The organism is Lederbergia citri, from assembly GCF_018343625.1.
Taxonomy (GTDB): domain Bacteria; phylum Bacillota; class Bacilli; order Bacillales; family Bacillaceae_C; genus Lederbergia; species Lederbergia citri.
In genome coordinates this window covers 87666-113568 of sequence record NZ_JAGYPG010000004.1, presented here as the reverse complement: position 1 = coordinate 113568, position 25903 = coordinate 87666, and the positions used below count along the sequence as shown (strand labels likewise).

Genomic DNA, 25903 nt, shown 5'->3' with positions numbered 1-25903 from the left:
TCGTAACAAGCCTTTTGTGTTTCTATATTTCTTACAATTTTCTTATTTTTCCTTTTGCCTTAATATTAATACTCACACCATTAGAGCCACCGTTTTCAACATAGTTCTCTAAATTAGAAACGTCGATATCTGACTCGATTTTCACATTTTTTCTCTCATTCCCTCTTAACTTCACCTCATATGGAGCATGAACGTTTAATAGAGTTTCCATTAAGACATCATCTTCAATAAAGTATTTTCTATAGAATTCAACCGTGAATTGGACATCCTTGTTACTATAATTTTCAAATGGAAGCTCACATTCTCCATGTAATGTTCGTTCATCAAGCATTGCAAAACGACAATGACTCAAATCTCTTTCATAGGAAACTGCATAATACCCGTTGCAAATGTTTTTTGAAAAGTACTAATAATCATTGAAGGAGCAAACATAACGATCACGATTGCAATCAATATAGAACGCCCATGATATTTGTTTAACGAATTGGCAAGGAAAAACAAACTAGAAATAAATATCAACAAAGTAGTCAGTCCTATATAATCCCATCCATTTTCAAATGTAGTCAGTATGTTCCACCTTGATGCAATGACCTCACCGTATGGTTGATCATGAGGAAAAGGAAAATTTAATACAATTGATGCAATGAATAGAATGAGAGCTAGTAAGAGCATTTTTTTACTTCTTATCATGCAAAGCACCCCCATTTACTTCTCCTTCTATATATAAATACGAATCGTATTATGGAAATACCTTTTTTTACTGAAAACAGAAGCATTTAATGAAACTTTTATTAATATGCTTCGTATTAATATTTAATAAAGAGAATTGAAATGGAATTCGACACCCCGTTATTATTTCAAGGAAAGTGATGGAAAGGAGCAATTTATTGTGGAATGGCTACTTATCCTAGGCGTGCTTGCTTTGTACTATATCGTGATGACAATTGTTCGTTATCGAAGTTTAGTTGAAGAAAAGAAATTTTTACTTGAAACCGGAAAGCATCATAATGAATGGAACGAGTCAATGGGGTTTGAAGAGCAGCAATTAAGATTCAATATGCAGGGAAATTTATTAAATATACCCGCTAATGCGGCGGCGATGCTCATTTATAAAATTCTCCATCGCCGCAATAAGGTAACAAAGTAATAACGATACTCCAATTCATATTTAAACCACTCTTTGTTAGAGGGTTTTTTTCTAGTTCAATCATATATTATCGCACCTAACTAAGGACGATGAAAATCCGGCAATATCTCATAAAGTATTTTTCTACTATTCTCAAGTTCTTGATTACCTATTTCAAATTTTCTTACTTCCACATTAATTCCATCTAATTCTATTAATAGAACTCCTGGCTCACAAATTGCAGCTCCCGCTTGGATAAAATGGATATTATTCTGTTGAACGTAAGAATACGTATGGGTATGCCCGTTAAAATAAACAACCAATCCATTTCTTTTTTTCAAAAATGGACGGATGTCCTGGAAAGATTCTATTTCACCCTTCGGAGAAAAAACGGTTGTTTCCGGAACAGGATGATGTGCAAATATTAAAAGTGGCTTCTGTGGAGCAAGATCCATTTGTTTTTCAAGCCACTGCCATTGCTCCTGATCTAATCCCCAGCCGTGAAGTTCAAATTCTTTCGTTGTATCTAAAAATAAAAATAAATACTCTTCCGTTTCAATTGATTCATATGTAGGTTGTCGTGTGAGTGAGATGATTTTTTCTTTTGGAAGCGATAGTACATCATGATTCCCCAGCACAGTACGAAAGTTCCTGTTAAATTGTTTAATATACTTATAAACGTTCAGGAATTCACTTTCTAATCCAAGATGGGTCAAATCTCCAATCGAAACATGGAAATCAGCTTCAATAGATAAATATTCTCGTATATAATTTACAAAAAAATGGTCAACAGCAGTTGCTAATTCTCTATTATCAGAGCTAACAGAAGGATAATGCAAATCACCTAATAATGCTATACGCATCATTCTCACCTCATTTTATTAACTGCTGTCGTTCCCCGAATAATCAATTCTGGTTCAAATAATATTCGTTCTTTTGTTTGATTTTTATCTTTGATTTCGCTAATGATGACATCGACAACTCTATTTCCCATTTCAGTGATGGGTTGCGCGATTGTCGTTAAACCTGGGACCGTTGTCGTAGCTAAAATTGTATTATCATATCCTACGATTGATAAGTCATTGGGAATTTTTAATCCCATTTCTTTAGCTTCTTGAATAACACCTACTGCAATAAGATCGTTACACGCAAAAATGCCAGTTGGAACAATCCCTCTTTGAACAATTTTCCTGAAGACTTCCCTTCCATTTTCGATTGAAGCAACTGTCCTAAAAATATTTTCTTCACTAACTTCTAGACCGTGCTCCTCGTGTGCTTCTATATAGCCGTAAATCCTAAATTTACTGCTTTTGGCATATTCGGCAATCATTATGATATCACGATGCCCCTCGGAAATAAGATGGGACGTCGCTTCTAATCCTCCCTTAAAATCATCCACCGAAATGGATGTCACACCAATACCCGCATCATCTTGTGTTAACATGACAAGTGGTGTTTTTTGGTCAACTACTCTTTTTAATATCTCCATATCATGGAAGGTTGAAGCGACAATCATTCCATCAACTTGTTTTCTTTGCAATAATTCAATGTATTTCTTTTCTTTTTCCGTATTTTCATCCGTGCTGCAAATGATAACACTCATGCCACTTTCATGGGCGCGATCCTCAATCGTTTTTGCCATTTCAGAGAAAAATGGATTGGAGATATCAGGGACTACTAGACCAAGTGTTTCTGTCCCCTTTCCTGTCAATGCCGAAGCCATCAAACTTGGTTGATAATTAAGCTTCTCCATTATTTTTTTTACTTTTTCTCTTGTCGTATCGCGTATATTTCCAGTGTTATTCATTACTTTCGAAACTGTGGCAATCGATACACCAGCTGCCTTCGCCACATCATAAATAGTTGGCTTCATTCCTAGATGCCTCATTTCCTTACGTTCTTGCTAATTCGAAATAATCTACTATAAAAAAATCCTTATAGGCGTTAAATCCCTGCTGTCTCTTTTATGAAATTACGGGCCTTTAAGGCATATTCAAATGGATTTGCCAGCGCTGGATCTTGCTCTGCTTCGACTATCATCCAGCCTTTATACCCTAACTTAGCTAACAATTGAAAGATCGGTTCAAAGTCGATGGCTCCATCACCTGGTACAGTAAATACCCCTTTTTTTACTCCTGTTAAAAAACTGAGATGTTCTTGTTTGACTTGTCTAGCTATCTCGAGGCGTACATCTTTTAAATGAACATGCTTGATTCTAGAGAAATGTTTTTCCAAAATAGCTAGTGGGTCCTCCCCTGAAAAATAAAGATGGCCAGTGTCATATAAAAGAAAAACGAGATTCGAATCCGTAATATCCATTAATCGATCAATTTCTTCTGTTGTTTGTACACCTGTCCCCATATGGTGGTGGTAGACGAGTTTCATATCTTTCTCTTTGGCGAGTTCTCCTAATCTATTTAATCCTTCCGCAAGTTTCAAGCATTCTTCATCGGTAAAAATAGGCTTTTCCGCAAATAATGGTGTGCTCATATTTCCTTGAATGCTGCGCCCTTGTTCAGAAACAACGATGACTTTTGCACCCATCTCATGTAAAAAATCACGATGTGCAATATAGGCTTTTTCCGTTTCTTTATACGGCTTAGTCGTTAAATAGGCGCTGAACCAAGCGCTCGCAATTTCTAAATTCCGTAAATGGAGAGCCTTTTTCAATACTGGGATTTCCCTAGGGTATTTGTTTCCCACTTCTGAACCAGAAAATCCAGCGAGCGCCATCTCACTGATGCATTGTTCAAATGTAATTTCCCCGCCAAGTTCCGGCAAATCATCGTTCGTCCAACCGATAGGAGCAATCCCTAGTTTTACTGTACTTACATCAAACATAACGACTCCCCCTCAATATTGTCTCGCTTTTTTAAGTTGTTTTTCTTTCTCTAAAAATGCTGCTTGAACGGATTCTTTTTTCGATACTTCCGCTATGCCGACATGCCACCAAGCTCCATATCCGTCAGTCATTGTCTTCGGAAGTACTTTAATATCAATCAACGTGGAAACAGTTTGTTTTTTTGCATCTTCCAATGCTGCCCTTAACTGTTCCATTGTTCTAGCGGTATATGTTTTGACGCCATAACCCGCAGCACTTTGAGCATAGTCAATATGCATGATTGGTCCATTCAATTGGTTTGTTTCTTGATTACGCATACGGAATTCTGTACCAAAGCTGCCCATCCCATTTCCCATTTGCAGATTATTGATACAGCCGAATCCGCCATTATCAAAAAGTAGCACATTTATTTTCTTTTTTTCTTGAATACTCGTAATTAATTCTGAATGAAGCATTAAATAGCTGCCATCTCCAACAAATGCATACACTTCTTGGTCAGGATCCGCCATTTTTGCACCGAGTGCACCAGAAATTTCATAGCCCATACATGAATAACCATATTCCATATGGTATGTATTTGGCGTTTTATTCACCCACATTCTTTGTAGGTCTCCAGGTAAACTTCCTGAGGAACCGACAACAATCGCATCATCATCGATCGTTTCATTTATGGCTCCGATAATCGCCGTTTGTGTGAGGGAAGAACCAAAAACCTCTTCATATTCAGCAAGTGTGTCGTCCATATGGCCTGCCACTTCAGGTTTAAAATCCTCTGCTTTAAAATTTGTTTCACTTAGTCTTTTTAATTCAGCTTGCCAAGTTTCTTTCGCTGCTTTTATCTCATCGTCATATGAGCTTTTGTACCTTGCTTCTTTTAACTTCTCTGTCATTTCCTCCAAAGCTGTTTTCGCATCAGCAACAACTTGGGTGGCATCTAGTTTTCCTGCATGGAATTCAGATATATTAATAGTGATAAAATCAACATTTTCTGATTGAAATAGTTGTTTCGAGGCAGTGGTAAAATCAGTAAATCTTGTACCAATTCCAATGACTAAATCAGCGGATTTGGCTATTGTATTTGCAGCTGAATTTCCCGTTACACCAATTCCTCCTAAATTAAGCTTGTGCGTGCTTACAATCGCACTTTTTCCCGCCTGTGTTTCACCAAAAGGAATATTGAAAGTTTCAGCAAAGCTACGTAAAGTGCTTGCCGCCTCAGAATAACGAACACCTCCGCCGCAGACAATAAGAGGCTTTTTCTTAGCTTTGATTAATTCGATCGCTTCTTTTAAGGACCGATCTGTTGGCTTTAACCGATTAATGGAGTAAACCCGCTTTTTAAAAAAGGAATCTGGAAAATCGTAAGCTTCTCCTTGAACATCTTGTGGAAGAGCGATCGTAACAGCACCAGCATCTCCTTGATTCGTCAACACCCGCATCGCATTGATCATAGCGGACATCAATTGCTCCGGGCGATTGATACGATCCCAATATTTACTGACAGCCTTGAACGCATCATTCGTAGAGATCCCTAGATTATAAGTTTGTTCGATTTGTTGGAGGACTGGATCTGGTTGTCGAGTGGCAAACGTATCGCCTGTAAGTAAAAGTAAAGGAATATTATTTGCGGTTGCTGTAGCTGCAGCTGTCACCATATTCGCGGAGCCGGGACCAACGGATGATGTACAAGCGATTAATTGCCCATGATGCTTTTGTTTCGCAAAAGCCGTAGCCACATGAGCCATCCCTTGTTCGTTCCGACCTTGATAAACTTCAAGATCACCACTATCCTCTTCCAACGCCTGCCCCATGCCCAGTACATTTCCATGGCCAAAAATTGTAAAAATTCCTTTGAAAAGTTTTTGCTCTTTTCCATCTCGTTCCATATATTGCTGATTCAAAAATTTAATCAAAGCTTGAGCCGTTGTCAGTTTCAAAAAGTTCACCTCATTTTTTAGTTATTGGTTTTCAATGGAGTGTGCATTCTGAACGTAATAGACTCCATCGTGAATGTTCGTGGATTTTATATGAAAAACACTCTTTCCCGATTTTCGTCTCGAATTTGCTATGGATTCGGGACTTAATCTTCTTATTTGCCATTTCAATCGAGAATTAGCGGGTAATTCACGATCAATTCTTCATTCATACCAGTTTCATCATGAATATACCTGGAATTGTCGACCAAAACTCCTTTGTCGCGGTTTCGTCGGGAATTAGCATGTAATTCTCGAGCAAATCTTTTTCCAGCACGCTTTCATAGAGAATTAGCACTTAATTCTCGAACAAATCTTCTTTCAGTAAGGTTTCATCGAGAATTAGCATCGAATTCTCGAGCAAATCCTCTTTCAGCACATTTTCATCGAGAATTAACACCTAATTCTCGAGCAAATCTTCTTTCAGCTCGGTTTTATCGAGAATTCACACCTAATTCTCGAGCAAATCTTCTTCCACCACGGTTTCGTCGGGAATTAACACATTATTCTCGAACAAATCTTCCTTATACCCACCGTGTTGTAATAACTTTCTTTCTCGTATAAAATTCAACACCATCTGTTCCATTTGCATGCAAATCTCCGTAGAAAGAGTCCTTATACCCAGAGAATGGGAAAAATGCCATTGGAGCTGGTACTCCAATATTGACTCCGAGCATGCCTGCATCAATCGTTTCACGGAACTTACGGACATTCCCTCCATCTTTCGTAAAGATACATGCACCGTTAGCAAAGCGTGATTGATTGGCAAGGTCAACAGCTTCTTCAAGATCATTAACTCTTGCGATGGACAAAACAGGAGCGAAAATTTCATCTTGCCAAATTTTCATTTCACTTGTTACTTCGTCAAAAATAGTCGCACCCACGAAATAGCCATCTCTATTTTTTTCATCATTTCGTCCATCGCGAACAATGCGGGCACCTTCATCAATACCTTTTTCTATATATTGCAAGGTTCTTTCTTTATGCTGCTCGCGAATAACGGGACCGAGGAAAACACCTTCTTCCAGTCCATCGCCCATTTTAATGTTATTCGTTTTTCGCAGTAAAATATCGATAAACTCATCAGCTACTGTCTCTTCAACAGCTACAACGGAAGCCGCCATGCAACGCTCACCGGCAGAGCCGAATGCAGCATTCATAATTTGCGTTGCGGCATTTTCCAAGTTGGCATCTTTTAACACGATTGAATGGTTTTTAGCGCCTGCTAATGCTTGAACTCGTTTTAAATTTTGTGTTCCTCGTTTATATACATATTCTGCAACTGGTTGTGAGCCGACGAATGAAATTGCTTTTACGTCCTTATGATCCAATAAACCATTGACGACATCGTGCGCTCCATGAACAATATTCAAAACACCTTTTGGCAATCCGGCTTCTTCAAAAAGTTCTGCTAGCCGATTCGCAAGTAATGGCGTCCTTTCTGAAGGTTTAAGAACAAACGTATTTCCTGTAACAATGGCCATAGGAAACATCCAGCACGGAACCATCATTGGAAAATTAAAAGGGGTAATTCCTCCGACAACTCCCAGCGGATAGCGGTAAACTCCGGATTCAAGGTCCGTTGCAATAGATGGCAATTGTTTTCCCATCATAAGGGTTGGTGCACCAGCGGCAAATTCAACACACTCGATTCCACGCAATACTTCCCCATGAGCTTCGGTAAAATTCTTGCCGTTTTCTTTCGTTATGAGCTTTGCTAGTTCGTCCCAATGCTCCACTAAAAGTTGTTGATATTTAAATAGAATTCGGGCGCGTCTTGGAACCGCAACCTCTTTCCATGTCTCGAACGCATTCGCGGCTGCTTGTACAGCAACATCTACATCTTCCTTTGTTGAAATGGGAACATGAGCCAATTCTTCTCCTGTTGCTGGGTTATAAACAATTTCGGTCTTCGTTGTTTTCGCGTCCACCCATTCCCCGCCGATATAATTTTGTAAAATCATGTTCAAAACCTCCACGTATCATTAATCAATCGCAACGGCTTCAGCCATAAATTCATCAATTTCATTTTTCTTTGGCATTGCGTCTGAGCAGCTATGTTTTGAGATGACAATCGCCGCGGAAGCACTGCCAAATTCCATCGCTTTCGGAATATCCCAATTGTTCAGCAAGCCGTAAATAAAAGCTGATGCATAAGCATCCCCGGCCCCGAACGTTTTTAATACTTTGGTCTTGAATGTCCCACCTTTATGAGAATCTCCATTTTTTGTATATGCGATTGATCCTTCCGAACCATGCTTAATAACAACAATTTCAGCATGATAATCGAACCATTTCTGTGCTGTTTTTTGATCATCTTCGTTAAAATCTTTTTCAAATTGCTCCATCATATCAAATTCTTCACGAGTACCAATAATGACATCACATTTTTCTGCGGCCAAATTATAGTAGACTGCTGTTTCCTGCGGAGACTTCCATGTATATGGGCGGTAATCTAAATCCATAATGACGACGACCTTATTTTTGCGTGCATAATCTAACGCTAGAAAGACTGCTTCTCTTGAAGGACTTTCAGCGAGCGCAGTACCGGAGACGAGCAATGCCTTCGATTGTTTAATGTAGTCTTCAGAGACATTCGAAGTATCTAGTTTTAGATCGGCAACATTATCTCGATACATTAAAATGCTGCAATCTTCAGGACTTTTAATCTCTGTAAATGCTAGACCCGTTACGGCCCCAGTTTGATCTACTGAGATAACGGAAGTATCGATATCATTGTTTTTTAAATATTGAACGATGAATCGACCCATTTGATCGTCGGCCACTTTTCCGATAAACCCCGTTTTTAAGCCTAGCCTGGAGGCTCCAATCGTAATATTCGCCGGCGAACCCCCAACATATTTTGAAAAAGATGACGTTTCTTCCATTGGACGGTTGAATTGATCTGCATTTAAATCAATACAAAGTCTTCCAATCCCAATTAGATCTAGAGACCGATCTGGTTTAAAATCCAAATTGTACACTATTTTTCATCCTTTCTATTTTTTTGGAAATAGCCACTCATGATCCGGGTCATTATGGAACTTCCAAGTCCGATTTGGTCCGGCCATCACATTCAAGTAATAGGACTCATAGCCAGGAACAGCAGATACTGGGTGATATCCTCCTGGGATTAGTACAACATTGCGATGTTCTACACTCATCGTTTCATCTAGGCTGCGGTCATCATTGTAAACTCTTTGAAAAACAAAACCTTGAGACGGATTAATCTCGTGGTAATATGTTTCTTCCAAATATGATTCATGTGGCAAGAGATCTTCATCATGTTTATGTGGAGGGTAACTGGATGTATTCCCATCGGGAGTGAAAACCTCAACAACTAGCAAACTATCAGCTTCTTTTTGCTCAGGTAAAATATTGTGGATCTTCCTGCTCATTTTTCCAGAGCCGCGATTCTCCTGGCCTACATCTTCTGGTGCTATTAATCGTGCCGGGTGATTACCTTTCCCTGGCGCCATACAAACAGCCAGTTCTAAATCAGTCAATGCTTTCACCGTATAAGAATCATCGTTCGGAATATACACAGAATAGGGAGGAATCTTTTCAAAAACACTCATTCTCTCTCCAATATTGTGGAACGCTTCATTATCTGTATGTACATCCGCCCTCCCGCTTAATAACACTAGGCAAACTTCATTTTTTTCAGTTGTTTTCGTTAATTCCTCCCCTGCATCTAAGGAGTAGACTTCAAAGCCAACATATTCCCACTGCGCTGATTCTGGTGAGACATGCAGTATTTTTCCTTTTTTATCACGTTTCTGAGGTTTAATAAGTAATTTAGACAAGTAAATCCTCCTTTTCCAATTCTGATAAAAGTACGGAGCGATTTTCTTTCACTGATTGTTTAGCGGCAAGGGCTATTAATTCGGCATTATAGCCATCTTCACCGCTACATGAAATCGCTTTATTTTCAATGATTGCATGTGCAAATTCGTGAATTTCAGATATAAATGCTGCTTTATAACGGTCTAGGAAGAAAAATTTAGGATGATCTAAGAGGATGGAATCTTTCGTTGCAATTTGAACATTCGTATATCTTTCATTTTCTGCAAAGGCAACACCCAAGTCGCCAAACACTTCAATTCGCTGGTCATAGCCATACATCGCTTGTCGACTATTATCGATTACACCAAGTGATCCATCTTCAAATGTTAGAGTCGTGATGGCAGTGTCGACATCATTGTATTTTTCAAAAATGGGATCAACTAGATTTGCAGCTTTTACGGATACTTCTACTACTTCTTTTCCTGATAGGTAGCGAATCATATCAAAATCGTGAATCGTCATGTCCATGAACATGCCGCCAGATCGTTTAATGTATTCTTCATGTGGTGGTTGTGGGTCTCGTGAAGTTATTTTGATAATATGGGGATTTCCTACGGTACCTGCTCTAACAGTTTCATATACTTTTCTAAAGTGCTGGTCAAACCTGCGATTAAAACCAACTTGAAGCTTGACTCCAGCTTCCTTAACTGCTTTCAGCGCCTCTCTCGTCTCTTCAATATTAAAACTAATTGGCTTCTCGCAGAAAATGTGCTTTCTAACACTTGCTGCCACTTTAATAAATTCAACATGAGTATCAGTGGATGAACAAATAAAGACCGCATCAATCGTTGAATCTGCAAATATTTTTTCTGGGTCAGTCGTAATAAGCGGGATTTGCTGTTCGTAATGAGTACCTTTTAAATGGTCGATATGAATATCTGCTATTACTTTTAAATTGATTACATTGGATTGCAGCATATTGTCTGCGTGCAGCTGACCAATCCTCCCAGCACCAATAATTCCTACATTTACTTTTTTCATAGAATTCACCTCGCGATTTTAGTTAAGCGCTTACCTCTTTAAGCAAAAACTGATAGCGCTTTCTTTCAGGTTAAAATAATCGACATTCAGTACGAATGTCTTAAATGAAAGAAAAACGCTTATAGTTTCTATTCAAATATATAATAGCACCCCTCCTTTATCAATAGATTGCAAGAAAATAAAAATTAGTTCCTACTTATTTACTATCGGTATGTTCATAATGTAAACCCTCTTTTGGATACTTACCATCAGGAGGACTCCAAACAACTTGGTAAATTTTCTTTTTATCTTTGACAAGGTACATGTAAATCCATTCACTCTCATTCTCAAATTTCACTTGTAAATAGTTTCTGTTATATTGTCTGCCCTCTAGCTTGGTAATTTCCCATCTTTCATTCGGATACTTTTCAACTAAGTAGTGATGTAAGTATTCCTTCTTTTGGGAAAATTGATATTTGTGAACGAAAGGACGGACAGCAAAAAATATAAGAAGTAAGAGCATTAATAAGCTAGCAATATATAACCCCATTTTCCTCAGCCTTTTTGGCAAAAATATTGCTATAACAAATAAGGCAATGATGAAAATACTTGAAGCAAGTATTTCTATAACAGTTATTGGATGTAACTCCATCTCCCCATTACCTTTACCCTTTATATTTTCTTATGAATGTCTCAATAGAAGCCATCACATCATTAACAATATTAATTGAGGTTTTAATATCTCCTTTTACTTCTAATCCATGATTAGCATTTGGAATGACAAGCCCTGTAATGGTAGAATTTTCATTAATAGATGCAATAAGTTCTTCTTTATAATGAGGGTCATCCGTTCCTATTACGTATAGAGAAGGAATCACTGTTTTTGAAAGAGCATTACACACAATCTCATCTTTTATAAGCGGCGTTAACCATATTCCATATGTATGTGCTACATCAATAAAGTTTCCCTGATTCCATTCATATGCCATAGGAATCGTTCCAATCGACTTACTTAAAATAAAATACGTTCCATATTCAGTATCTTTAAGAACCGTTTCAACGACAGATTTCACATCTTCATATATCCATTGATCCTGTTCATGGTGCTTCAATTTTTTAAAAGCATCATTTTCTAAATAGTTATAATTAACTTGAAGGACATCGACATTCTCATTCAAACATACACTTGTTGCATAATGAAAAAGCGGTCGCTGCGTTGTGTAGCCTAGTCCCGGCAGCATAATGCAAATACTATTATTTTTTTCTTTTCCACAAATCCACGTATAATTAATTGTTGATTCATCATTTCTAGCTACTTTTCCTTCATTAAAGTCATGCATTCTATTCACCCCTATTTGGTAGATCACTTGGATACTGGGCAGATGATGAATTGTTATATTCCCAACAAATAACAGTTGCACTATCACTGCCTAGATTATCTTGAACATGTTGTAATATGCGCTTTAATCCAGTTTCTAATTTCGTTCCATCGGAAAACTCATTGTATATATTTTTTCCATTTTGATAATATTCCTTACCACATTCCAATACTCCATCTGTCAACATTAGAATTACGTTTCTTCCTCTTCTTAGTTCCCTAATTCCAGATGTATAACAAGGAACGGGAAGAGAAAAAGTATTGACAAAGCCAATCCACTCATAAAATTGCCGTTGATTCAGCGCGTACTGCCCTAACTTATGCAGCTCCTCATGTAACAGATACAATACACAATCCCCTACTGAAAACCACCAAAGGTAATTTTCCTTTCTAACACATATGAGGCATGCTGTTTCACCTTTGACATTTTCACATGCCTTCATAAATTCAGATGATTGAAAGACTGTTAACAAATGAGTTTCTAATAATGGAAATACATTTTTGATTGGTTTATTCAAGATCTCGGAAATACGATTCCATTCATTATGAATCGTGTGAATCACAAGGTCGACACTTTCTGAGCTATGATGACCATCTAAAATCATGGATAATTCCCAATCTGGACCTGTCCAAACGAGAGTACCGTCTTCGTTTTTATGGGCACCTGCACTTGAATTGCCACCGTACGTGCCTATTAGAACATGATTACATAAATCTATTTTTATCTCATCTATATATTCAGTTTCATTTCCGCTCCACTCAAATGTATGAAAGTGTGCATCCACCTTATTCCTGCCCGACATAGAATCTCCCCATTTATAATAGTTCTTTTGATATTTACAGTGGCATTTGCTTCTTTTCTCCAGATTAAATTGTATGAATTATACTTTTTGTCAAAGAGAATATCAACCTATTATTCATATTGATTGAATAAAAAAAGGAGGAGATGGAAGTTTAATTAAGTAAAACAAGTACAAATCATTATGATATTTCCAAAAAACATATCGTCGATGTTTAATAAATGCCTACTACGTCTCTTATGAATAATTGTAAAAATAGAGCTGACTCTGCAAATTGCTGAATCAGCTCTATTTTCTACATATTAAACACTTGGGAATAAATGAACCTCAAATTCAAAAACTTTACTAATTATTAAACTCTTTCCATGTATAATGTAACCAATCTGCAAATAATTCTTTTTGCTCAAATTGTGGGTAATGAGCGGATTTATCAAAAATGATAAAATCTTTAACTGGTGCCTCTATTTGATGAAAGTACGTTTTAGCAGCATTTACTGATGTCATGTAATCAAAATTTCCCATAACTATAAAACAAGGTATGTCCAGTTTATCAACTATACTTGTAATATCATGTTCTCGTTCCTCAGGTATTAAGATCTTCTGAGAGAGAGAAACACCTTTTATATAACGAATAACATCAAGTAAATTATACTCAGGGCTAAAAAGAAAACCTAAATAGTAATCCATATTATCGTTAATCAGTCTTGAGGCTCCACCATATTTTCGAACCAAATTTCTTGGAGTAAGCATTTCTCCATTTTCAATTGAGCTTCTAAGGTTCTCAAGTTTTTTTATATCTTTTAGATCCCCGGCTGTTGTTGCCTCATTGAGAACAAAGTTCAAACTGTCTAATTCACTTTGACCCGTGTCGGAAACCTGCCCAATTCCTATATACATTGAAAATTTGTCTGGTGCTTTGCTTGCTGCTTTCATTCCTATGTATGTACCATATGAATGACCAATTAAAATAACCTTTTCTTGTCCCATCAATTCTTTAATATGGTCCGTCAATTCCAAAAGGTCTTCTACATGTAAATCGGAGGATAAATTTGAATAATCCTCAAAGAAATGATATGATTTCCCGCTTCCACGTTGGTCATAATGAACAATTGTAAAATTCTTTTCGAGTTCATCTTGGTATTTCCGAACATAAGGTATTTCCGAACAACCTGGACCACCATGAACAAATATGATAATCGGATTAGATCGGTCATTATCTCTAATCATGACCTCCAGTTTAGTTCCATTTATATCCACCTGTTCCAGAGTGCTAATACTGTTTTTTCCTTTAATATCTGGTGTCCATGTAGGTAGGAATAATCCGATTACAGCTAATAAAAATAATAAAATGCAGATTGTAATGAATTTCTTTTTTCTATTCAAAGTAAACTCCTATTCTCATTATTTGCTTTCCTAGCTATTTTATTTTTAAATGAATCCTTTTCTTCAAACTTACAAAAAAGCCTTCCCAATTTAATAATCATTGTCCTTCTTTCCAACAAGAATTTTAAGTAAAGAAACATCATAATCAGAGATATTATATCAATACACTCTTGAAAAAGCTTTTCGTTCTTTTAATGATCAATTTGTTTTGAAAAAAGCATACCTTTATGTATATGGGGCGGTTGGCCAAAAGAAGAAAACGGTCAGTATTGGATAAAGAGGGGAATTCCCCTCTTTAATTTATTCGCCAAACTTTCCAGTAATTATTGCTTTTTACTAATCTCTTTTCGGACAACAGGAGCTACTTCCGTGGCTAAAAGCTCAATGGCCCTTGCTACATTCTTAAACGGGATTCCTCCTATGTCCATCTGAGCCATGAAACGTCTGTGTCCGAATAATTCATATTGATAAAGAATTTTTTCAACTATTTGCTGCGGACTTCCAACAAACACGACTGTCTCAGGACTCGTCATTTCTTCGAAGTCTTCTCGAGTCATCTTAAAACGATTTCCATGCTGGCGGTTTAAGTTGATCCAGTAATTGGAGTAAAAAGGGTAAAATTCATCTTTTGCCTGTTCCGTTGTCTTTGCAATATACCCATGTCCTGTTACACTTACGTTTAGCTGATTCTGATGTTCCGATACCATTCCAGCTAATCGGTAAAGGTCAACCAAATGTTTAAACGAACTTGGCTCTCCACCGAGCATAACCACAGCCAATCCAACCCCTAAAGAACCAGCATGAGCTGCACTTTCCGGAGTACGGCTAACACCAACCCAGATTGGCAACTTATTTTGAAATGGACGAGGAGCGATTTCAGCATTTTTTAATGATGATCGAAAGCGACCAGACCATGAAATCATCTCACTATCATTTATTTTTAAAAACAGTTCCATATTTTCTTCAAATAATGCATCATAGTCATTAATGTCAAATCCAAAAAGGGGAAAGGAATCCAAAAATGCTCCTCGACCTGCTATGATTTCAGCACGTCCATCCGAAATCAGATCCAAGGTAGCAAAGTCTTCAAATAAACGAACTGGATCAACTGTGCTTAATACGGTAGTGGCACTTGTCAATTTAATTCGTTTTGTCGCTTGAGCAATAGACGCTAAAACAACTTGAGGAGATGACACTGCATAGTCTAACCGATGATGCTCACCAACTCCGAATATATCTAGCCCAGCCTCATCAGCTAGCTTTGCTGCTTGAATAATCTCTTTTATTCGCTGACTGGAACTAATTATTTTACCAGTTAGAGGATTACGTGCAATATCTGCAAGCGTGTAGAGACCTATTTCAAATCCCGTATCTTTCAAACTCTCTCCAGATTCCATAAAACACCTCATTCTATTTAATTATTTTCATTGAGGTTAATCAATCTTCTTTCCTTTTGAATAGTTGGACTTAATTATTTCCAATTAGCTATTTATTTCGAGATACTGTATTTGAGAAAATCAGTGTAAATTAATTAATCCCAACACAACTGATTGATATTAATATATGAAAATGAAATAAAAATCGATTAAGTTCCATGTAAATTATTTAGATGGGCAGGAGAAAATTTCTCTAAGTCCTTTACGTTATTTGTACTAAAACTTTTTTTCTTTTTTTGTCTCATAATAAATAAATCCCTCAAACACTTAATTTGAGGGAACCTAATTGTTCTATTCATTTCTCTATTTTCATAACATCTACCCCTTGTATGAATGGATTTTCTCTAATTAGACTTTTTATTCGCTTAGTCGTATTTGGCCCAAAGGGGACACCGCCGCTTCTACTAAGCAAGATCCATCTAAGGAAAGCCAATGCTTCGAAAAGCTCTAGTTCTTTGTTTGGAATGCCATTTTTCACTAGATAAGCTGAGCGAAACACTTGTGCAAACCGTTCTGAAATGTATATTCTTTTCAAAGTAAATGCCCATGCAAAATCATATCTAGGATCTCCCAATTGTCCATTTGTCCAATCTATAACCGTGTATCGATCTTTATCTTCTAGAATATTTCCTAGATGAAAATCACCATGAATAATATGTTCTTGCTTTATTTGGATAAGATTAACTAAAAAAGTTACTGCCTTATGTATGTCAGTATGTTTGATTAGTTCTGGAAAAAAATAGCCCACGAAATCGTACTTTGGAAGTTGGATATCTCCAATTTCCTCAATGTTGGTTTGATGTAAAGTTGATAATATGTTAGCAAAATCAATCATTTTCTTGTTATTAACTTTATGAATTGGTACCCCATCGAATGTTGTTAACAATACCTTATCTGAGTTTTGATCTATCCCCCAACCAACTGGCTTAGAAACTGATAATCCTCGCTCGTAAAGCGTATTCAATAAATGAAATTGAAAACGAATATCAGGTTTGGAACTCTTATTCCATACTTTCAGTACTAAACTCCTATTATCTGAAACTATTTTAATAACTTCTGCTTCAAATCCTTGATTCATTGGATATATGGTTAAAGTGTCTTCTTGATTAATTAAATCATCTAGCATTTCACTTTTTTCTTTCCAATTTATTACGCTTAAAGTTATACTCAATGATCATCTTCCTTTCGAAAGCCTATTATGATTGGTATGTATAAGTCCATTACATTCTGCTATCTTGAGCGCATATATTCTTTAGGAATTCCACTCTGAAGACATAAACCAATCCTCAATATGACGTTAATTTAGAACACATTGCTCTTATCAACATTCTTGTTTATCTTTTTTGTTCTTCTCCTTTACCTGTTCAAATTCCTTCCCAAAAAAAATGTAGTGCTATCCAAAGATTATTTTTCCAATCATAAATGATTTCTTTACTACCTTGGATTGGACACCGAGGAATAACCCCCTCCTCTATTTCCAAGTTTTAATAAATTTTATTAGATATCCATTCATACTTAATATCAGGTAAATTTTCTTCATTTATATGTCCTCTACTAATGATTTTAAATCCATGCTTTTCATAAAATCGTTGTGCCTTTACATTTACTTCAAATGTAAATAAGGTTAATCTCCCACTTGATTGTTCTTTTGCTCTATCTAATAATGTTTGACCGATACCCATTCCTTGATAATCGATATGAATATAAAGTTGGCTGATCTCTTTTTCATTAAAGGCTATCATTCCTACTACTTTTCCATCCATTAACGCTAAATATATTTGAAAATCTCTGGTTAATATATGGTTCAAAAAATATAAGTGATTGTCAAAGCTATGAATTTCTTTCTGACCAATAGCCTGTTCCTTACTATCTCGCCACATTTTCACGGTTTGTTCAGCGTATTGGGTATCATATTTTGTAACGATAATTTTGTGTGGGTTCACTAAGATGGTGCCTCCCTTTACTTTTATTCTCTTTCATCTAAAACTTAGACGAAGAATGCAGTAATTTCTTAATATCAAGGCCAATTGATTCTCTTATTCTTTTTTATCAATGAACATATTAAGATTTATGATTACTTTTATGTAGGCTGATGTCCAGTAGATTTACCAAAATAAATGCTCTATATAGGTCCGTTCGACAACACGATTGTTATACGTTTATAAGGTCATATGAATGTCATTTACAACTAATCTATAATATATATATTTTTCAATAAAAAAACCGCACTTCCAATGTTTATTCGATTCTAACAATGGAAGTACAGTTCAAAAAGAATTTCTAATCTATCCTATTTTGTTGATTTCTATTTTTTTCCCTTCTTTACGCCACTCTTTATATTCCGCAGCTGCTGTGAAAAGTACATCTGTAGAAGAGTTAAGTGCCGTTTCAAAAGAGTCTTGTAAAACAGCTATAATAAAGCCTACTCCAACTACCTGCGCAGCAACATCAGCCGAGATTCCAAATAAGCTACAAGCTAGAGGGATTAGCAATAACGATCCTCCTGCAACCCCAGAAGCACCACAAGCACATACTGCTGACAATACGCTAAGAATGATTGCAGTAGGCAAGTCCACTGGTATTCCAAGAGTATGAACAGCTGCAAGAGTTAAAACAGAAATAGTAACAGCAGCTCCAGCCATATTAATCGTTGCACCTAATGGAATGGAAACTGAATAACTATCCTTATTTAAACCAAGATTCTCACATAATTTCATATTTACCGGAATGTTTGAAGCTGAGCTACGAGTAAAGAATGCTGTAATACCGCTTTCCTTTAAGCATTTAAAAACAAGCGGGAAAGGGTTTTGCTTAATCACTACAAACACAATGATTGGATTAACAACCAACGCCACAAAGAGCATACACCCAATTAATATAACAAGTAATTTACCATAGCTTAGTAAAGCGTCGAGTCCACTTGTCGTAATTGACTCAAAAACTAGACCCATGATTCCTAATGGTGCTAACTTAATTACCCATGTTACTAACTTGGAAATAGCATCAGAAAAATTAGAAATCATTGTTTTTGTTGAATCAGCTGCATTTTTTAAAGCCAAACCAAGAAGTACTGCCCAAGATAAAATACCGATATAGTTCGCATTAAAAATTGCCTTAACTGGGTTATCAACAACGTCCAGCAATAATTTTTTAAGTACCTCAACAACATCTTTGGGAGGATTCACACCCTCCGCACCTTTTGTAAGTGTTAAATCTACTGGAAAAATAAAACTTACAATTACAGCGATTAATCCAGCTAAAAAGGTTCCTATTAGATATAAAGTGATAACAGATTTCATATTCGTTTTTTGACCATTCTTATGTTGAGCGATGGCCGACATAACCAAAAAAAGTACTAACACAGGTGCAATCGCTTTCAAAGCACCTACAAATAAAGAACCAAAAATGACAATAGGTTTTGCTACTTCTGGAATCGTTAAAGCAAGGATAATACCAATAATCAGACCTACAAGGATTTGTTTTACTAGACTCAAGCGATTCCACTTTTTCAGTAGATTTTTCATAGATGTTCCCCCTACTTGTTGTTTTGCAGATATGGATAAATTGAACTGTTCATTTAAATGATTTTAGAATGGATATAACATAAAATTTAGTGCTAGAGCTCTCAAAGTTGATCTATATATTAAAGCGGTTTCACTAAATAATAATTTTTCTTATGAATGACACCCCATTCGCATTCCACGCCACAAAGACATTTAATTTTCTTGTAAGTAAAATTATACGTAATTTTTATTATATTACAATACTATTATTATTAATGGGAATTTTTAAATAAAATGGAATTTGATTAGATGATAGAAAGGAGATAGTTGTTTTCAAGCACATCTCTAGAGATTTATTATTCGAAAAACATTACAATCAGTAATAAAGGCAGCATTGTAATAATAATAGAAAAATACTGGATATTCGTGGCAATACATTTAACGTGATGACCCACAGATTGTGATTGATAGAATACTAGACGTCTTAGAAGAAATCGAGCAGTTTTTCCAAGAAATATAATATTTTAGCCATGTAAACATAATATACCATCCCCTTTTTAATGGGAATGGTATACAGATATTGGTTTCTGTTGAATTTACAAAAGCAATATCACTTCTCACTATGCTTTCCTGACTATACTTTATAAATGTCATCTTTGGAACTCTCTATTTGCATTCTTTCCAATTCTAGCTTCAGTTTTTGCGTCTCCAGCAAATAATTCTCATGTTTCATTTTTTCTAGTTCCAACTGGTCTTGAACGATTTTAGCTTTGATATTTGCACTAGATCGCAAATGGTCAGTTATAATTCCAAGTATTGGAATTGAACAAGCCATGATACCAATAATCCACCACAAAGAAATCACCTCATTTTTTCCTGTTTTCACTAGTTTAATGCATTATGGATAAGTTATATATAGTTTATTTACGTTAGAAAAGAAATAAGGATTCACGATTGATTAATGAAGATTGAATTTGTGGCTTTATGTTTTATTAACCTGTCATCGTACACTTTTTTAAAGTGAATAAATTTGAAGCTGAAGGTGGATGGGAATAATCGAGGGCCCCCATTCGAAGATGCTACATCTATTCGAAGACTTTATCTCGAGGATTTTCAATTATGCGGGATTAAAGTAGTACCTCTAACAATATTAAACCGTTTTTTAATAAACATTAAAGAGATTGCTGGGAAATTGATGGTGTTTGAAACGGGCACTAACCATCATTTATCTTCAGCAATCTCATTATCCATTACATTGAATTGTATATTCTTCATAACCGTCTTTTTTCCTAATGCTAGATGTATATTTATTTGTTATTTCTCAGGAGAATGAATTTTGCTTTTACTTACCAATAAACATTTGAGTCCAATGTTTACCGGTCTGCTCATAACCAACTCCGATATGGGTGAAGTTATTATTTAATATATTTTTTCTATGACCTTCACTATTCATCCATGCTTGAACAACTTCTTGAGGGGATTGTTGTCCCTGAGCTATGTTTTCCCCCGCACTTTTATAAGTAACACCGAAGTCCCTCATCATATCGAATGGAGAACCGTAAGTAGGACTCGTATGTGAGAAGTAATTTTTTTGTTGCATATCATCAGATTTTTTTTGGGCAACACCACTTAATTGAGTATCGGCTTTTAAATCAGACAAACCTTGTTTCCTACGCTCTGCATTTGTCAAATCAATCACCTGTTGTGCTGCCTGACTAATACCATTTGTTTGTGTTGTTTCTGGCTTTTTTGTTTCTGATTTTGGCGCTGGTTCTGGTGTTGGTTGCTGAATCGGTGCTTTAGCACCTTGCTTTTCCTGTTGTGTAGGTGCTTCCTGATAATTTGGTGTTGGAGCCGCTTGTCTTTCTTGCCATTGTGGTTCTTGCTGAGACATCGGTGGTGAACCCTGTTGATTTTCCCATTGATTTGGCATTTGACCGTAATAATTATCAGGGGCTTCCACTTGAAATTGATATTCTTCTCCAGGCTGCATCGGAATAAATTCGTATTTCGCCCGTTGGGTTAAAATCGCTTTTGTATGAGGATAATCCTTACTTGACAATGATGTATCCATACTAGAAGTGTTAAAATCCTTATTATTTTTATTATTATCTGCATTGTTATTACATCCAACAAGGGTGAGTATGATGATAGGTGTTATTAACTTACTGAATTTCTTGTTTACCAATTAAAATGCCTCCTTTGAAAAAAAATTACATTTTTATTTTTGTTTATTTTTTTAAAAAAATAACTGGTAAAATTCAGTTATTGAAATGACTTTCACGTGCCTTAAAGGTAAAAATAAAAAAGATACTAAAAAACCATGAATATCCCCATGAATTCTAAGTATCTTATCAACAAACTTCACAAGACATTTTATAAAGTGTATGTATAAACCATAGTTGATTAGCCACTGTGTAACTTCAACGAATACAACTTGTTTTCTAATATTGTTTCACAAGACCTTCCATCTGAAAAAGAAAGACAACCAATTGTGAAGCGACCCCTGTCAAGTAGACAGGAATTTAAAAACACAATTATGCAGCCTGGGGCCTATACTGATTTGGACTCAGGTTGTTTAATTTCCGAACTACGTATAAGCCTAATTTAATTTAAATTTAATATATAGTGTTATAAGTAAAAGATTAATACGTCTAAATAAGTGAAATCGATGACGGGGGACGGTGGCATGTCAAAAAGTAGCTTAATTATATCTGAATGGTTTCATCTATATAGCAATGATGTTTACAACTATTTAGTTTATTATACAGGGTCTATGGATGTAGAAGATTTAGTGCAAGAGGTTTTTATTAAAGTAATAAAGGGGTTGAAATCATACAAAGGTGAATCCAGTCCAAAAACTTGGATATTCAGTATTGCGCGTAACGTTGCTATCGATGACGCAAGAAAAAGAAATAAAAAAAAGAAATTATCATTCGACGAACAAATGATCACGTCTGATGGGGAAACTCCTGAAAAAATTTTCTTGCAAAATGAAGCAAAACAATCATTATATACTGCCATTCAAATGCTGAAAAGTAATTACCGCGAAGTGATTATATTAAGAGGTATAAAGGAAATGTCGGTTTCAGAGACTGCAGAAATTCTTAATTGGAAAGAAGAGAAAGTGAGAAGTACTTATTCCAGGGCGCTGAAGTCACTAAGAAAGCTACAAGGTGGGGATTTAGATGACGAACTCTAATCAAAAAGGTATGGAACAAAAGCTTCGTGACTTACCATCCTTTCAGTTAAACAAATCAAGCCAAGAGCAAATTCACAATCATTTAATGAAAACCGTTATTCAGTACGAACAGAAAGAAAGGAAAGCAAGCATGATAAAAAAATTATTTGCAGGTTTTGCTGGTGTCGTTGCCTTTTCCTTAGTTGTGTTTTTCACTTTTACAATAATTGATGGCGACTTTTTAAATGGTAATATAGGTAAGAATCATGGAACCAATCAAGGTCCAAATACAACACAAGATCCTCCAATAAAAAAGCCAACTGAATTTAATGCCGAAAAAGCGAAAGAGTTAATGGGCCAATACAAGCTATCCTTTAGTTCTTTAGTAAAAGAAGCTGAAGAAAATAATGGAAAAATGATTTCCTTTACTACTAAAGCTGAAATTCAAAGATCCTTTACCAGGATATTGACAGATGAATTTTCAGTATCCATCGTTGACTCTTATTTTACGGAAAAAGACGGAAACGTGTTTATTATTGCAAAAGATGGTCCAGCTTGGTTAACTGATGAAGATTTTACAGTTACAAAAATCGATGATGATCATTATGTCGTTACCCAGGAACAGGATTCCCTTACCCTTGGTCATGTTTTATTAACATATCACTTTCGAAATATTGATGATAATTGGCTAATTAGCAATGTAGAAAAAACAAACCTTGACGAAAAAGTTATCATTAGGGAAAACGCGGAATCCATTATGGAAAGTTTTGAAAAATTAGATATGGTGAAGCTATCAGATTATGTCCATTCGGAAAAAGGTCTATTGTTTTCACCTTATGTATTCATTAACCAAGAATCTTTGGTTTTTCAAAAGAGTGAAATTAGAGAATTATTAAATGACAAAAAGAAACGCTTGTGGGGATATTACGACGGCAGTGGCTTTCCAATCGAGCTCACAGCAAGTGAATATTTCAACAATTTCCTCCCTGTCGAAAAATTTATAAAAGATGGCTTAGTATTAGTTGATGATTTAAAGGAACGTGGCAATATAAAGAACAATATTAAGGATTTCTTCCCTCAATCCAAAACGGTTGAATACTTTCTTGAAGGTTCTCAAGAAAATGACGGAATGGATTGGCAAAGCATTATATTTGTATTTGAAAAGGACCAAAATGGCTTATGGAAATTAGTAGCAATCGTGAATGATGGGTGGTCGATTTAACCGTTTATTACTACCCAAGGGAAGTTGATTTTGCCGATTAAAACTGATTTTCAGGTATTTAGTGGGATAAGGGTTAATATCTAATTATAAGAGGATGGGTACGTCATTCCTTTAGTTACTCCCTATATGAAGGAATGAACTTTTTTACCATTTTAATAACAGCCACGTCCTTAAATAAAAGGAGCTTCGTCTAAAAACAAAAAAGAATAAATTCTGAACTAATTCATTGTACGACATTCAAAAAAATAACCATGACCTAAGTCATATTCCTCATATTGTACGTGTATAATGAAACAGGTTTGCTTTTAACAAATAACCTATCATTCCGACTCAGGGGAGAGTGGCTGTATGAAGAAAAAAATATTAGCGGGCATTGGGGCTTTTGCCTTAAGTTTTAGCCTATTGGGATCTGCTTCGGCAGCTGGAAATGTTCAAGCAGACTTGGCCAAAGTAAGGAATGCGACAGCAAAATATCATGATGTCAGGAAAGCTATAGCAGATGGCTATATTTCAACCGAGTTTGTAGTGCCCAATATGGGGATTCATTTTGTAAAAGAAGAATTAATTGATGGAGTCACCGACCCGTTAACTCCTGAGGTTCTGGTATATGAACCAACAAAAAACGGACTAAAATTGGTTGCTGTGGAATATATGTCTACTGTACCTAACAGACTTTTCGGACTGGAAATGGACCCTCCACATGATGGACTTCCATTTTCCCTCCATGCCTGGATATGGGCTCCAAATCCAGACGGAATGTTTAAGCCGTTTAACCCTAGGGTGGCAAATGTAGAAGATTAATAAGAAACTAGGAGTCGCTTATAAATTAGCGACTCTTTTAAATTTGTAAAAAAGTTACAAATCATGGTTTCAAGATTATTTTGCTGCTTATAAAGCAATAGTCTCGATGCCTTTAAAACAAACTACAAGGGTCATATTAATCGAAAGACAATGAAAAAAGCGCTGTCGTTCCATTTTTTATTATTAATATATTTTGCCAGGTATTTTGTAGAGAACATATTCATATTTTACGTTTAGATGTCATATTGTCTCATAAATCTAAAAATCATATCAGCCGCCTGTTGATACCCAACTGATTTTTGCAGTGATTCTTTCATTTTTGCGGCAGCTTTATAGAATAATGGCTCGTTTAACACATAGTCTGCTGATTCACTCAGCTGATTTGCTGTCAAGCTCTCCATTTTTAATTGAATACCTGCTCCAATATTGGCAACTTTATTGGCAATGACCGGCTGATCGGCGCTTTGCGGAATGACAATGAGCGGAACCCCATAATAAAGTCCTTCGTGGACACTGTTCATTCCGCCATGTGTAATAAATAATTGTGTGAGTTTCAGTACTTCCGTTTGTGGCACATAATTTTTCACAATGAAGTTTTCAGGTATCTTTCCCAAATCAGATTGTTGAACTTTTTCTCCAATTGACATCACCACAATATGTTCCGTGTTGCCGAATGCCTCGAAACACCGCTTATAAAAATCAATAGCTTGATTAAAGACAGTACCTAGGGATATGTAAATTGGACTTTTTCGTTCGAGTGCAGTAAAGTCAAAGTTTTCATGCGTTTGCCTTGAAATGATGGATGGACCTACAAATTTGTACGTTTTGTCAAAGTCTTCCCCAAAAGGTTGAAACTCCTTAGTTGTGTACACGATTGTAAGTGGTGCAGGATTGCAAAAAACTTCGTAAGGTGAATGGATTTCCACACTATATTTTCCCTTCACCATTGCAATCAGCCTTTGATATTCATCAAATGTTTTTTGAGGAATTTTATTAGAAAGCTGTTCGAGCATTTTATCAAAAGATGCCTCCCTCTCCGCAAAAGAGGTACAAGAGGTGATTGCGGGAAGATTTAGTATTTGTGCAAGTAGACGTCCACAACCAAACATAGAATCGTGAATTATATAATCAAAATGTTCCCCTTCAATTTGCTCCAGCACATCAGGTATCATGACATCTGCCGTATATAAAAGACCATTTATTCTTTCAAGTAAATTATTTCTTCCACCCGAGATAAAGGCTTTTAAAAACTTCTCACTGTTAATTGTGCGAACCTTAGCTCCCGTCTTCTCAATGCGCTCACGGAAATGCTCGATTGTAAAATACACAACTTCTTCGCCCCGAGAGATTAGCTCTTGAACCACTCCAATCGTTGGATTGACATGTCCTTCAGATCCTCCATTAATGAATAATACACGTGCCATAGTAATGACTCCTTTCGGAAAATGTCAA

Annotated in this window: 25 protein-coding genes; 4 read left to right on the top strand and 21 right to left on the bottom strand. The window is 36.1% G+C overall.

Going from position 1 to position 25903, the window contains the following annotated elements; genetic code table 11:
- Positions 1-31: 31 nt before the first annotated feature.
- Both KHA97_RS20115 and KHA97_RS20110 read right to left on the bottom strand, forming a co-directional pair.
- Positions 32-352, bottom strand: a complete 321-nt coding sequence (locus KHA97_RS20115; RefSeq protein ID WP_213126585.1) for a hypothetical protein — start codon at positions 350-352, stop codon at positions 32-34.
- Positions 349-690 (bottom strand): hypothetical protein, encoded by a 342-nt coding sequence (locus tag KHA97_RS20110; protein WP_213126584.1) that lies wholly within the window; start codon positions 688-690, stop codon positions 349-351. Before KHA97_RS20110 ends, KHA97_RS20115 begins: the two co-directional genes overlap by 4 nt.
- Before the next feature lie 199 nt (positions 691-889).
- Here KHA97_RS20110 and KHA97_RS20105 point away from each other — a divergent pair, with 199 nt between their 5' ends.
- The gene (locus tag KHA97_RS20105; RefSeq protein WP_325167518.1) at positions 890-1147 is read left to right on the top strand and encodes a DUF3949 domain-containing protein; all 258 of its coding nucleotides are present in this window, start codon (positions 890-892) and stop codon (positions 1145-1147) included.
- Positions 1148-1227: 80 nt separating this feature from the next.
- Here KHA97_RS20105 and KHA97_RS20100 read toward each other — a convergent pair whose 3' ends face one another.
- The 18 genes from KHA97_RS20100 to KHA97_RS20015 all read right to left on the bottom strand — a co-directional run bounded on the left by KHA97_RS20100 (position 1228) and on the right by KHA97_RS20015 (position 21435).
- A complete protein-coding gene (locus KHA97_RS20100; protein WP_213126583.1) occupies positions 1228-1992 on the bottom strand; it encodes a metallophosphoesterase family protein in 765 nt (254 codons plus the stop codon).
- 2 nt (positions 1993-1994) lie between these two features.
- Positions 1995-2999 (bottom strand): LacI family DNA-binding transcriptional regulator, encoded by a 1005-nt coding sequence (locus KHA97_RS20095; RefSeq protein WP_213126582.1) that lies wholly within the window; start codon positions 2997-2999, stop codon positions 1995-1997.
- Positions 3000-3070: 71 nt separating this feature from the next.
- Positions 3071-3967, bottom strand: coding sequence for a myo-inosose-2 dehydratase (gene iolE, locus KHA97_RS20090; RefSeq protein WP_213126581.1), 897 nt, complete (start codon positions 3965-3967; stop codon positions 3071-3073).
- Between the two features lie 12 nt (positions 3968-3979).
- On the bottom strand, positions 3980-5914 hold the full coding sequence (iolD, locus tag KHA97_RS20085) for a 3D-(3,5/4)-trihydroxycyclohexane-1,2-dione acylhydrolase (decyclizing) (RefSeq protein ID WP_213126580.1): 1935 nt from the start codon (positions 5912-5914) through the stop codon (positions 3980-3982).
- A gap of 551 nt (positions 5915-6465) precedes the next feature.
- Complete coding sequence (locus tag KHA97_RS20080; protein ID WP_213126579.1) at positions 6466-7905, bottom strand: CoA-acylating methylmalonate-semialdehyde dehydrogenase; 1440 nt, start codon at positions 7903-7905, stop codon at positions 6466-6468.
- A gap of 21 nt (positions 7906-7926) precedes the next feature.
- Positions 7927-8925, bottom strand: a complete 999-nt coding sequence (gene iolC / locus KHA97_RS20075) for a 5-dehydro-2-deoxygluconokinase (RefSeq protein WP_213126578.1) — start codon at positions 8923-8925, stop codon at positions 7927-7929.
- A 15-nt stretch (positions 8926-8940) separates the two neighbouring features.
- Positions 8941-9747, bottom strand: a complete 807-nt coding sequence (gene iolB, locus KHA97_RS20070) for a 5-deoxy-glucuronate isomerase (RefSeq protein ID WP_213126577.1) — start codon at positions 9745-9747, stop codon at positions 8941-8943.
- A complete protein-coding gene (iolG, locus tag KHA97_RS20065) occupies positions 9740-10768 on the bottom strand; it encodes an inositol 2-dehydrogenase (RefSeq protein WP_213126576.1) in 1029 nt (342 codons plus the stop codon). Before iolG ends, iolB begins: the two co-directional genes overlap by 8 nt.
- 196 nt (positions 10769-10964) lie before the next feature.
- The gene (locus KHA97_RS20060; RefSeq protein WP_213126575.1) at positions 10965-11399 is read right to left on the bottom strand and encodes a hypothetical protein; all 435 of its coding nucleotides are present in this window, start codon (positions 11397-11399) and stop codon (positions 10965-10967) included.
- Between the two features lie 13 nt (positions 11400-11412).
- On the bottom strand, positions 11413-12087 hold the full coding sequence (locus tag KHA97_RS20055) for an alpha/beta family hydrolase (RefSeq protein ID WP_213126574.1): 675 nt from the start codon (positions 12085-12087) through the stop codon (positions 11413-11415).
- A gap of 1 nt (position 12088) precedes the next feature.
- The gene (locus tag KHA97_RS20050) at positions 12089-12928 is read right to left on the bottom strand and encodes a protein phosphatase 2C domain-containing protein (protein ID WP_213126573.1); all 840 of its coding nucleotides are present in this window, start codon (positions 12926-12928) and stop codon (positions 12089-12091) included.
- Positions 12929-13270: 342 nt separating this feature from the next.
- Positions 13271-14308, bottom strand: a complete 1038-nt coding sequence (locus KHA97_RS20045; protein ID WP_213126572.1) for an alpha/beta fold hydrolase — start codon at positions 14306-14308, stop codon at positions 13271-13273.
- Between the two features lie 323 nt (positions 14309-14631).
- A complete protein-coding gene (locus tag KHA97_RS20040) occupies positions 14632-15705 on the bottom strand; it encodes an LLM class flavin-dependent oxidoreductase (RefSeq protein WP_213126571.1) in 1074 nt (357 codons plus the stop codon).
- Between the two features lie 334 nt (positions 15706-16039).
- Positions 16040-16915 (bottom strand): aminoglycoside phosphotransferase family protein, encoded by an 876-nt coding sequence (locus KHA97_RS20035; RefSeq protein WP_233713685.1) that lies wholly within the window; start codon positions 16913-16915, stop codon positions 16040-16042.
- A 313-nt stretch (positions 16916-17228) separates the two neighbouring features.
- Positions 17229-17687, bottom strand: a complete 459-nt coding sequence (locus KHA97_RS20030; RefSeq protein ID WP_325167517.1) for a GNAT family N-acetyltransferase — start codon at positions 17685-17687, stop codon at positions 17229-17231.
- 342 nt (positions 17688-18029) lie between these two features.
- The gene (gene sstT / locus KHA97_RS20025; RefSeq protein WP_213126570.1) at positions 18030-19268 is read right to left on the bottom strand and encodes a serine/threonine transporter SstT; all 1239 of its coding nucleotides are present in this window, start codon (positions 19266-19268) and stop codon (positions 18030-18032) included.
- Between the two features lie 613 nt (positions 19269-19881).
- Complete coding sequence (locus tag KHA97_RS20020; protein WP_325167516.1) at positions 19882-20112, bottom strand: hypothetical protein; 231 nt, start codon at positions 20110-20112, stop codon at positions 19882-19884.
- A gap of 477 nt (positions 20113-20589) precedes the next feature.
- Positions 20590-21435 (bottom strand): CAP domain-containing protein, encoded by an 846-nt coding sequence (locus KHA97_RS20015; RefSeq protein ID WP_233713684.1) that lies wholly within the window; start codon positions 21433-21435, stop codon positions 20590-20592.
- A gap of 501 nt (positions 21436-21936) precedes the next feature.
- Here KHA97_RS20015 and KHA97_RS20010 point away from each other — a divergent pair.
- The 3 genes from KHA97_RS20010 to KHA97_RS20000 all read left to right on the top strand — a co-directional run bounded on the left by KHA97_RS20010 (position 21937) and on the right by KHA97_RS20000 (position 24451).
- Positions 21937-22449 (top strand): RNA polymerase sigma factor, encoded by a 513-nt coding sequence (locus KHA97_RS20010; protein ID WP_213126569.1) that lies wholly within the window; start codon positions 21937-21939, stop codon positions 22447-22449.
- Positions 22436-23650, top strand: coding sequence for a hypothetical protein (locus KHA97_RS20005; RefSeq protein WP_213126568.1), 1215 nt, complete (start codon positions 22436-22438; stop codon positions 23648-23650). The genes KHA97_RS20010 and KHA97_RS20005 overlap by 14 nt, the downstream gene beginning before the upstream one ends.
- A 348-nt stretch (positions 23651-23998) precedes the next feature.
- Complete coding sequence (locus KHA97_RS20000; RefSeq protein ID WP_213126567.1) at positions 23999-24451, top strand: hypothetical protein; 453 nt, start codon at positions 23999-24001, stop codon at positions 24449-24451.
- A gap of 233 nt (positions 24452-24684) precedes the next feature.
- On the opposite strand, the gene KHA97_RS19995 is transcribed toward KHA97_RS20000, so the two are convergent.
- Positions 24685-25875 carry a macrolide family glycosyltransferase gene (locus tag KHA97_RS19995; RefSeq protein ID WP_213126566.1) on the bottom strand — a complete coding sequence of 397 codons (1191 nt, stop codon included), beginning with the start codon at positions 25873-25875 and terminating at the stop codon, positions 24685-24687.
- Between the last annotated feature and the right edge of the window lie 28 nt (positions 25876-25903).

What these genes read in the sequence shown, in the direction of transcription:
- KHA97_RS20050 (WP_213126573.1), bottom strand. Translation starts at nt 12,928, where the DNA reads ATGTCGGGCAGGAATAAGGTGGATGCACACTTTCATACATTTGAGTGG.
- KHA97_RS20000 (WP_213126567.1), top strand. Translation starts at nt 23,999, where the DNA reads ATGAAGAAAAAAATATTAGCGGGCATTGGGGCTTTTGCCTTAAGTTTT.
- KHA97_RS20040 (WP_213126571.1), bottom strand. Translation starts at nt 15,705, where the DNA reads ATGGAATCTGGAGAGAGTTTGAAAGATACGGGATTTGAAATAGGTCTC.
- KHA97_RS20055 (WP_213126574.1), bottom strand. Translation starts at nt 12,087, where the DNA reads ATGCATGACTTTAATGAAGGAAAAGTAGCTAGAAATGATGAATCAACA.
- iolG (WP_213126576.1), bottom strand. Translation starts at nt 10,768, where the DNA reads ATGAAAAAAGTAAATGTAGGAATTATTGGTGCTGGGAGGATTGGTCAG.
- KHA97_RS20010 (WP_213126569.1), top strand. Translation starts at nt 21,937, where the DNA reads ATGTCAAAAAGTAGCTTAATTATATCTGAATGGTTTCATCTATATAGC.
- KHA97_RS20095 (WP_213126582.1), bottom strand. Translation starts at nt 2,999, where the DNA reads ATGAAGCCAACTATTTATGATGTGGCGAAGGCAGCTGGTGTATCGATT.
- KHA97_RS20060 (WP_213126575.1), bottom strand. Translation starts at nt 11,399, where the DNA reads ATGGAGTTACATCCAATAACTGTTATAGAAATACTTGCTTCAAGTATT.
- KHA97_RS20005 (WP_213126568.1), top strand. Translation starts at nt 22,436, where the DNA reads ATGACGAACTCTAATCAAAAAGGTATGGAACAAAAGCTTCGTGACTTA.
- iolE (WP_213126581.1), bottom strand. Translation starts at nt 3,967, where the DNA reads ATGTTTGATGTAAGTACAGTAAAACTAGGGATTGCTCCTATCGGTTGG.
- KHA97_RS20100 (WP_213126583.1), bottom strand. Translation starts at nt 1,992, where the DNA reads ATGATGCGTATAGCATTATTAGGTGATTTGCATTATCCTTCTGTTAGC.
- KHA97_RS20080 (WP_213126579.1), bottom strand. Translation starts at nt 7,905, where the DNA reads ATGATTTTACAAAATTATATCGGCGGGGAATGGGTGGACGCGAAAACA.
- KHA97_RS19995 (WP_213126566.1), bottom strand. Translation starts at nt 25,875, where the DNA reads ATGGCACGTGTATTATTCATTAATGGAGGATCTGAAGGACATGTCAAT.
- KHA97_RS20110 (WP_213126584.1), bottom strand. Translation starts at nt 690, where the DNA reads ATGATAAGAAGTAAAAAAATGCTCTTACTAGCTCTCATTCTATTCATT.
- sstT (WP_213126570.1), bottom strand. Translation starts at nt 19,268, where the DNA reads ATGAAAAATCTACTGAAAAAGTGGAATCGCTTGAGTCTAGTAAAACAA.